This is a genomic window from Cupriavidus sp. SK-3 (assembly GCF_000611145.1).
GTDB lineage: Bacteria > Pseudomonadota > Gammaproteobacteria > Burkholderiales > Burkholderiaceae > Cupriavidus.
The window spans coordinates 138,667-146,015 of sequence record NZ_JFJV02000018.1; the positions used below are offsets into that span (position 1 = coordinate 138,667).

General features: G+C 67.0%; 5 protein-coding genes. 1 reads left to right on the plus strand and 4 read right to left on the minus strand.

Going from position 1 to position 7,349, the window contains the following annotated elements:
- Positions 1-5: 5 nt before the first annotated feature.
- From CF70_RS01880 to xdhA, 4 genes are all read right to left on the minus strand, one after another.
- Complete coding sequence (locus tag CF70_RS01880; RefSeq protein ID WP_035859510.1) at positions 6-1,052, minus strand: adenosine deaminase; 1,047 nt, start codon at positions 1,050-1,052, stop codon at positions 6-8.
- Positions 1,049-2,083: a xanthine dehydrogenase accessory protein XdhC gene (gene xdhC, locus CF70_RS01885; protein ID WP_035859511.1), complete on the minus strand. Its 1,035-nt coding sequence runs from the start codon at positions 2,081-2,083 to the stop codon at positions 1,049-1,051. Before xdhC ends, CF70_RS01880 begins: the two co-directional genes overlap by 4 nt.
- Positions 2,084-2,152: 69 nt before the next feature.
- A complete protein-coding gene (xdhB, locus tag CF70_RS01890; RefSeq protein ID WP_035859512.1) occupies positions 2,153-4,516 on the minus strand; it encodes a xanthine dehydrogenase molybdopterin binding subunit in 2,364 nt (787 codons plus the stop codon).
- Positions 4,517-4,528: 12 nt separating this feature from the next.
- A complete protein-coding gene (gene xdhA, locus CF70_RS01895) occupies positions 4,529-6,046 on the minus strand; it encodes a xanthine dehydrogenase small subunit (protein WP_035859562.1) in 1,518 nt (505 codons plus the stop codon).
- 219 nt (positions 6,047-6,265) lie between these two features.
- Between xdhA and CF70_RS01900 the strand changes: the two genes are divergently transcribed.
- Positions 6,266-7,216, plus strand: coding sequence for a LysR substrate-binding domain-containing protein (locus CF70_RS01900; RefSeq protein ID WP_035859564.1), 951 nt, complete (start codon positions 6,266-6,268; stop codon positions 7,214-7,216).
- Positions 7,217-7,349: the final 133 nt, after the last annotated feature.

Below are 7,349 nucleotides of genomic sequence, written 5' to 3' on the forward strand. Positions count from 1 at the left end.
CGCGCTCAGGCCGTGGAGGCCGTCGCGGGCAGGGGGGATTGCCAGAAGTGGTCGACTTCGGCGAGGAAGGCGGCCTTCTGCGTGGCGGGCAGGAAGGACGCCTCGAAACTATTGCGCGCCAGCTTGTGGCCGTCGTCCGCGGTCAGCGGCAGGGCTTCGAAGGTGGCTTCCCAGTTGGCGTTCATATAGCCGCCGAAATAAGCGGGGTCGTCGGAGTGCAGCGTGACCAGCACGCCGGCTTCCAGCAGGCGGTGCAGCGAGTGGTCGCGCAGGTCGGGATAGACCTTGAGCTTCTGGTTGGACAGCGGGCACACCGTCAGCGCCACGCGCTCGCGGGCCAGCCGCTCCACCAGGGCGGGGTCGTCGATGGCGCGCACGCCGTGGTCGATGCGTTCCACCTTGAGGATGTCGAGCGCGTCAGTGACATACTGCGCCGGGCCTTCCTCGCCGGCGTGCGCCACCAGCCGCAGGCCCAGCTCGCGGGCGCGGGCGAAGACGCGGGCGAATTTCTCCGGCGGGTTGCCCTGCTCGGAGGAATCCAGGCCCACGCCGACGAAACGGTCGCGGTAGGGCAGCGCCGCTTCCAGCGTGGCGAAGGCGTCTTCCTCGGACAGGTGGCGCAGGAAGCAGAGGATCAGGCTGCTGGAGAAATCGAACTGGGTGCGGGCCTGGGCCAGGGCGTCGGAGATGCCGTCGATCACCACGCCGATGGGCACGCCGCGTGCGGTGTGGGTCTGCGGGTCGAAGAAGATCTCGGCGTGGCGCACGTTGTCGGCCACGGCGCGCTGCACGTAGGCCATCGTCATGTCGAAGAAATCGTCCTCGGTCAGCAGCACGCTGGCGCCGGCGTAATAAATGTCCAGGAAGGATTGCAGGTCGGTGAAGGCGTAGGCTTCGCGCAGGGCTTCCACGCTGGCATACGGCAGCTTGACCTTGTTGTGCTGGGCCAGCCGGAAGATCAGCTCGGGCTCGAGCGTGCCTTCGATATGGACGTGCAGTTCTGCCTTGGGCGTCAGGCGGATACGGTCTGCGAGCGCGGCATCGAGCGTCATGGGGTTCCTTTTGCGGTCTTGGTTTGCGTCGTGTTCGCCGCCTGGCCGCCGCGGTTGGCGCTCAGCGCGCCCAGATGGGCGAGACGCTGGTCGCGAACCTGCAGCAACTGGGCGACGATGGCAACCGCAATCATAGCCGGAGCCTTGTCCGTGATGCCGGAGACGCCCATCGGGCACGTCATTTCCGCAAAGCGGGCAGGGTCAATCCCGTGCTCCGCCATGCGATGCTCGAAGCGCGCGCGCTTGGTCTTGGAACCGATCAGGCCGAAATAGGCAAAGTCATTGCGCCGCAAGATCCGCTCGCACAGCGTCTGGTCCAGGGCGTGGCTGTGCGTCATCACCAGGAAATAGCTACCGGGCGGGGCATGGTCGACCACCGCTTCGGGGGTATCCGTGGCTTCCGGGGTGACGTTGTCGGGCAGGTCCGGCGGGAACAAGGTGTCGCGCTCATCCACCCAGTGCACCCGGCACGGCAGGTTGGCCAGCACCTTGACCAGCGCGTGGCCGACGTGGCCGGCGCCGAACAGCACCACCTGCAGTTCATCGGGCACCATGACGTCGGTCCAGGCGCCATCCTTTTGCAAGCTCACCGAGGGCGTGACAGCCTGCGTCGCCGCGTGCCGCACCGGACCGGCCGCCGGCACGGTGCGCGTGAGCGCGCGCCCGGCGGAGAAGGCGGCCTGCACCGCATCGAGCCAGGGCAGGTCGGGCTCGCCGAGCACCTCGAAGGCGAGCTGGACCACGCCGCCGCAGCATTGGCCCAGGGCCGGGCCCAGGGGGATGCGCACGATCTGCCGCGTCGCATCGCGTTCGGCCAGCATGGTGCGCGCGATCTCCATGCCGCGCCATTCCAGATGGCCGCCGCCGATGGTGCCCACCAGGTCGTCGGCGGTCACCAGCATGCGCACGCCCGCCTCGCGCGGGGCCGAGCCTCTTACTTCGGCGATGGTGACCATCGCCACCGGCACGCCGGCGCGCACCAGGCGGGTGGCGTCGGCGAAGCGGAAGGGTTTGAGGGGCGCGTCCTGCATGGTGATGCCTTTTTAGGTTGATGCTTTGGGTGAGGCTGGTTACGTCACTACGGGGTCAGAGGGTGCGGCTCACTGCGCCACCGGCGCAGCCGCCCGCACCGCATCCACCGCATCCAGGATCGCCTCGCTCGTCGCAGGCGCCACCAGCGGCGGGTTCACCTTGTAATCCCCGACGCTGGCCACCGCATCGCGAATCGCGAAGAACACCGAGAACGGCAGCAGCAGCGGCGGCTCGCCCACCGCCTTCGAGCGATGGATGCTGTCTTCCGCGTTGTCGTTCTCGAACAACCGCACGGTGAACGCTTCCGGGCAGTCGTTGACGGTCGGGATCTTGTAGGTCGAAGGCGCGTGCGTCATCAGCTTGCCGTCCTTGTTCCACCACAGCTCCTCGGTGGTCAGCCAGCCCATGCCCTGGATAAAACCACCTTCGACCTGGCCGATATCGATGGCCGGGTTGAGCGAGCGGCCGGCATCGTGCAGCACGTCCGCGCGCAACAGGCGCCATTCGCCGGTGAGTGTGTCCACCAGCACCTCGGAGCAAGCCGCGCCGTAGGCGTAGTAGTAGAACGGCCGCCCCTGCAGCTTGGACTGGTCCCAGTACAGCTTGGGTGTGGTGTAGAAGCCATCCGACCACAACTGCACGCGCGACACGTAGGCCTGGCGTGCCAGGTCGCTGAAGTCAAGGCGCAGTTCGCCCGCCACCACCAGGTCGTCGCCGAACTGCACGCTGTCCGCGTCCACGCCAGCCTGGCGCGCGGCAAAGGCAGCCAGCCGCTCGCGGATCTGCCGCGCCGCGTCCTGGGCGGCCTTGCCGTTCAGGTCGGTGCCGGTGGACGCGGCGGTGGCCGAGGTGTTGGCCACCTTGCTCGTATCCGTGGCGGTGACGCGCACGCGTTCCAGGCGGATGCCGAGTTCGTGCGCCACCACCATCGCCACCTTGGTGTTCAGGCCCTGGCCCATTTCCGTGCCGCCGTGGTTCACCAGTACCGAGCCGTCGTTGTACACGTGCACCAGCGCGCCGGCCTGGTTGAAGTGGGCCACATTGAAGGAGATGCCGAACTTCACCGGGGTGATGGCAATGCCTTTCTTCAGCACCGGGCTGCCGGCGTTGAATGCGCGCGTTGCCTCGCGGCGCTCGCGGTAGGCGCTGCTGGCTTCCAGTTCGTCGAGCAGTTCGTGGATGACGTTGTCCTCCACGGTCTGGCCGTAAGGCGTGACATTGCGCTCGGTCTTGCCGTACAGGTTGGCGCGGCGCACGTCGAGCGAATCACGGCCCACGGTGCGCGCCACGTTGTCCAGGATGTATTCGATGGCAAAGGCGCCCTGCGGGCCGCCGAAGCCGCGGAAGGCGGTATTGCTCTGCGTGTTGGTCTTGCCGCAGTAGCCGTCGATCTGCACATTCGGCAGCCAGTAGGCGTTGTCGAAGTGGCAGATCGCGCGGGTCATCACCGGGCCGGACAGGTCGGCCGAGAAGCCGGCGCGCGAAACCATCTCCACCGATACGCCGTCGATGCGGCCATCGGCATCGTGGCCGACTTCGTAATCGAAGACGAAGTCGTGGCGCTTGCCGGTGATCATCATGTCGTCGTCGCGGTCCGGACGCAGCTTGACCGGGCACAGCAGCTTCCAGGCGGCCAGCGCGGCGCAGCAGGCGAACATGGCCGATTGCGATTCCTTGCCGCCGAAGCCGCCGCCCATGCGCCGGCATTCCACCAGCACCTGGTGCGCGTGCCATCCCAGCATATGCGCGACAGCATGCTGCATTTCGGTGGGATGCTGGGTCGAGCACCACACGTGCATGCCGTCGTTTTCCTTCGGCGCGGCGTAGGCGATCTGGCCTTCCAGGTAGAACTGCTCCTGGCCGCCCAGGCGGATACTGCCCTGCTCCCGGTGCGCAGCACCGGCGATATGGCTGGACGGCTCGCCACGTGTCAGGTGCATCGGCGGCAGCACATAGCTGCCGGCCTGGTGCGCCGCCTCGGGCGACAGCACCGGCGCCAGGTCCTCGTACTCGACATTGCCCAGGCGTGCGGCACGGCGCGCCGCATCGTGCGAGGTGGCCACGACCACGAACATCGGCTGGCCGATGAACTGCACCAGGCCGTTGGCCAGGATGGGGTCGTCATGGATGATCGGGCCGCACTCGTTGGCGGCGGGGATATCTTCGGCGGTCAGCACCGCCACCACGCCCGGCGCGGCGCGCACCTTGTCGAGCGACATCGATTTGATGCGGGCGTGGGCGCGCGTGCTCATGCCGAGGGCGGCGTGCAGCGTGCCGGCCAGCTCGGGAATGTCGTCGGTATAGGTGGCCGTGCCGGCCACGTGCAGGTGGGCCGATTCATGCGGGCGCGAAATGCCCACTTGTGGCGTGGAGACGGCGGCCTTGGCCTCGATCTCGGCGTCGAGCAGGAAGGGTTCGGTTTGCTTGTTCATGCCGATCTATCCTTATGCGGTGGCGACGGTGGCGACGATCTGGCCGGCGCCGGGGGCGCGGACATTGACGGCGGCGGCTGGCAGCGCGTCGGCGCGCGTTTCCAGCCAGAAGCGGTACAGCAGGTTGGCGGCGCCACGGCTGCGGTAGGCGGCGGTGGAGCGCATGTCGGTCAGCGGCGTGAAGTCCTGCGCCAGCGCGCTCATGGCGGCGCGGGCGGTGGTTTCGGTCCAGGGTTGGCCGACCAGCGCGGCTTCCGTCAGGGCGCCGCGCTTGGGCGTGGCGGCCATGCCGCCGAAGGCCACGCGTGCATGGCGGATCACGCCGTTTTCCAGCGTCAGCGCAAAGGCCGCGCAGACAGCGGAAATGTCCTCGTCAAAGCGTTTTGACAGCTTGTAGGTACGGAAGTGCTCCGGCCCCGCCAGCGGCACGCGCAGGGCCGCGACGAACTCGCCCTCGGCCATGGCGGTCTTCTGGTAGGCCAGGTAGAGGTCTTCCAGAGGCAGCGCGCGGCGCACTTCGCCGCGCTGCAGCACCACTTCGGTGCCAAGGGCGATCAGCGCGGGCATGGAGTCGCCGATGGGCGAGCCGTTGGCAATATTGCCCCCCAGCGTGCCGGCGTTGCGGATCGGCAGCGAGGCAAAACGCTTCCACAGTTCTTCCAGTTCGGGGTGCGTGGCATTGAGCGCCGCATAGGCGCGCTCCAGCGAGACCGCCGCGCCGATTTCCACGGCGCCGTCCACCTGCTCGATACGGTTGAGGTCGGCCACCTGGCCCACGTACAGCAGGTTGCCGAGCTCGCGGAACTGCTTGGTCACCCACAGGCCCACGTCGGTGCTGCCGGCCAGGATGCGCGCGCCCGGCTCCGTCGCCTTGATGGCGGCGAAAGCCGATGCCGTGCGGGGCGCGTAGAAGTGCTGGCCGCCGGCGCTGTAGTGGAACGTGCCTTCGCGTTGCAGCGAGCGCAGCGTGTCGGCGATCTGCCGCGGGTCCAGCTTGCTGGCCTGCGGCGCCGGCAGCGCCATCATGCGCTGGCCGGCCTCGATAATGGGACGGTAGCCGGTGCAGCGGCACAGGTTGCCTGTGAGGGCGTCGCAGATGGTCTCGCGGGCCGGCGCGCGGCCGGTGCCGGCGTCCTCGGCCTTTTGCTGGTACAGCGCCCACAGCGACATCACGAAGCCGGGGGTGCAGAAGCCACACTGGGAGCCGTGGCACTCCACCATCGCTTGCTGTACCGGGTGCAGCGCGCCGTCGGCCTGGCGCAGGTCTTCCACGGTGATCAGGGCGCGGCCGTCCAGCGTAGGCAGGAACTGGATGCAGGAATTGACCGCCTTGAAGGCGACCTGGCCGTCCTCGCCCAGTTCGCCGAGCACCACGGTGCACGCACCGCAATCGCCTTCGGCGCAGCCCTCCTTGGTGCCCGTGCAGCGCGCGTCCTCGCGCAGGTACTGCAGCACGGTGCGGGTCACGGGGGCATCGGCGACCTCCTGGACCTGGCCGCGGTGGTAAAAGCGGATGGTTTGCGTCTCCATGGTGTCTTCTCTCTTTGTGATGGGGGCAAACATAGCACTGGTGCCGATGATGCAATATTCGGCCCAGGTGATATGCCCCATCAAGAGGGGAGAGCGTTGCACGGCTGACGAGGAGTGCGGCAGCCGGATTTGACCAATGACGGGGTGCCTGACATACACTATGCGCCGTTCCCACCCCCCACGCCACCGGCTGCCATGCGCGCCTGGCGCCCCCTCGCCATGCACGGACGCGACCATCTCGATACCTATTTGCTGCGGGTGCTGCACACGCTGCTGACCGAGCAGAGCGTGACCCGCACCGCAGTCCGGCTCGGTCAGTCGCAGCCCGCTATCAGCAATACGCTCAAGCGGCTAAGGGAAATCACCGGGGATGCCATCCTGGTGCGCGGCAAGAGCGGCATGGTGCCGACCGAGCGCGGCCGTGAGCTGCTGCAACTGGCCGAGCAGAGCCTGGCGGCGATGGACCGCATCGCCCGGCCGCCCCAGCATTTCGACCCCGCCACCACTACCCGTACCTTCCACCTGGGGGCGCCGGACTACCTGGACGCCTTCTTCCTGCCCAATATCGTCGAGCGTGTGCGCCGGCTTGCGCCGGGAGCCAAGCTGTTCGTGCATCCGATGACTTCGTCGAGCGATTTCCTGGAAAGCCTGGAGCAGGGGCAACTCGATATCGTGGTCGGCAACTGGCTGTCGCCGCCAGAGCATCTGCATATTTCGCCGCTGTTCGATGATGAGGTGGTGTGCATGCTGGGTGCGCAGCATCCGCTGGCGCGCAAGGGGCTGACCCTCAAGCATTACCTGGAGATGCCTCATCTTGCGCCCGCGCCCTATGCTTCGATGCAGCGCAGCATGATTGACCAGGCGCTGGCCGAGCAGGGGTATAAGCGCAATATCCAGGTTACGTTGCCGTATTTCGGGCTGGTGCCGTATGTGCTGATGAAGACCGATATGGTGTTCACCACCGGGCGGCAGTTTGCCGCGCACTATGCACAGTACCTGCCGTTGAAGATGGTGCCTTCGCCGGTGGTGTTTCCGCGGATGCGGTTTTATCAGCTTTGGCATGAGCGGTGTCATGCTGCGCCGGATGTTGTCTGGATGCGGAGGATGATTGCGGAAGTGGCGGGGGAGTTGCCGGTTTTGCCGCAGTTGGTGAGGGAGGGGGAGGGGTAAGGGTAAGGGGGGATTGTGCGCACAGGCTGCCGGTCAGTGTTGGTGGGGTGTGCAGTGGTGGGCAGACCACCGTTTGCTGTTTGGGTGGTGTTTTTTTTTGGGGCGGCGTTGGTTTTTGGACCCAAAGGAATAC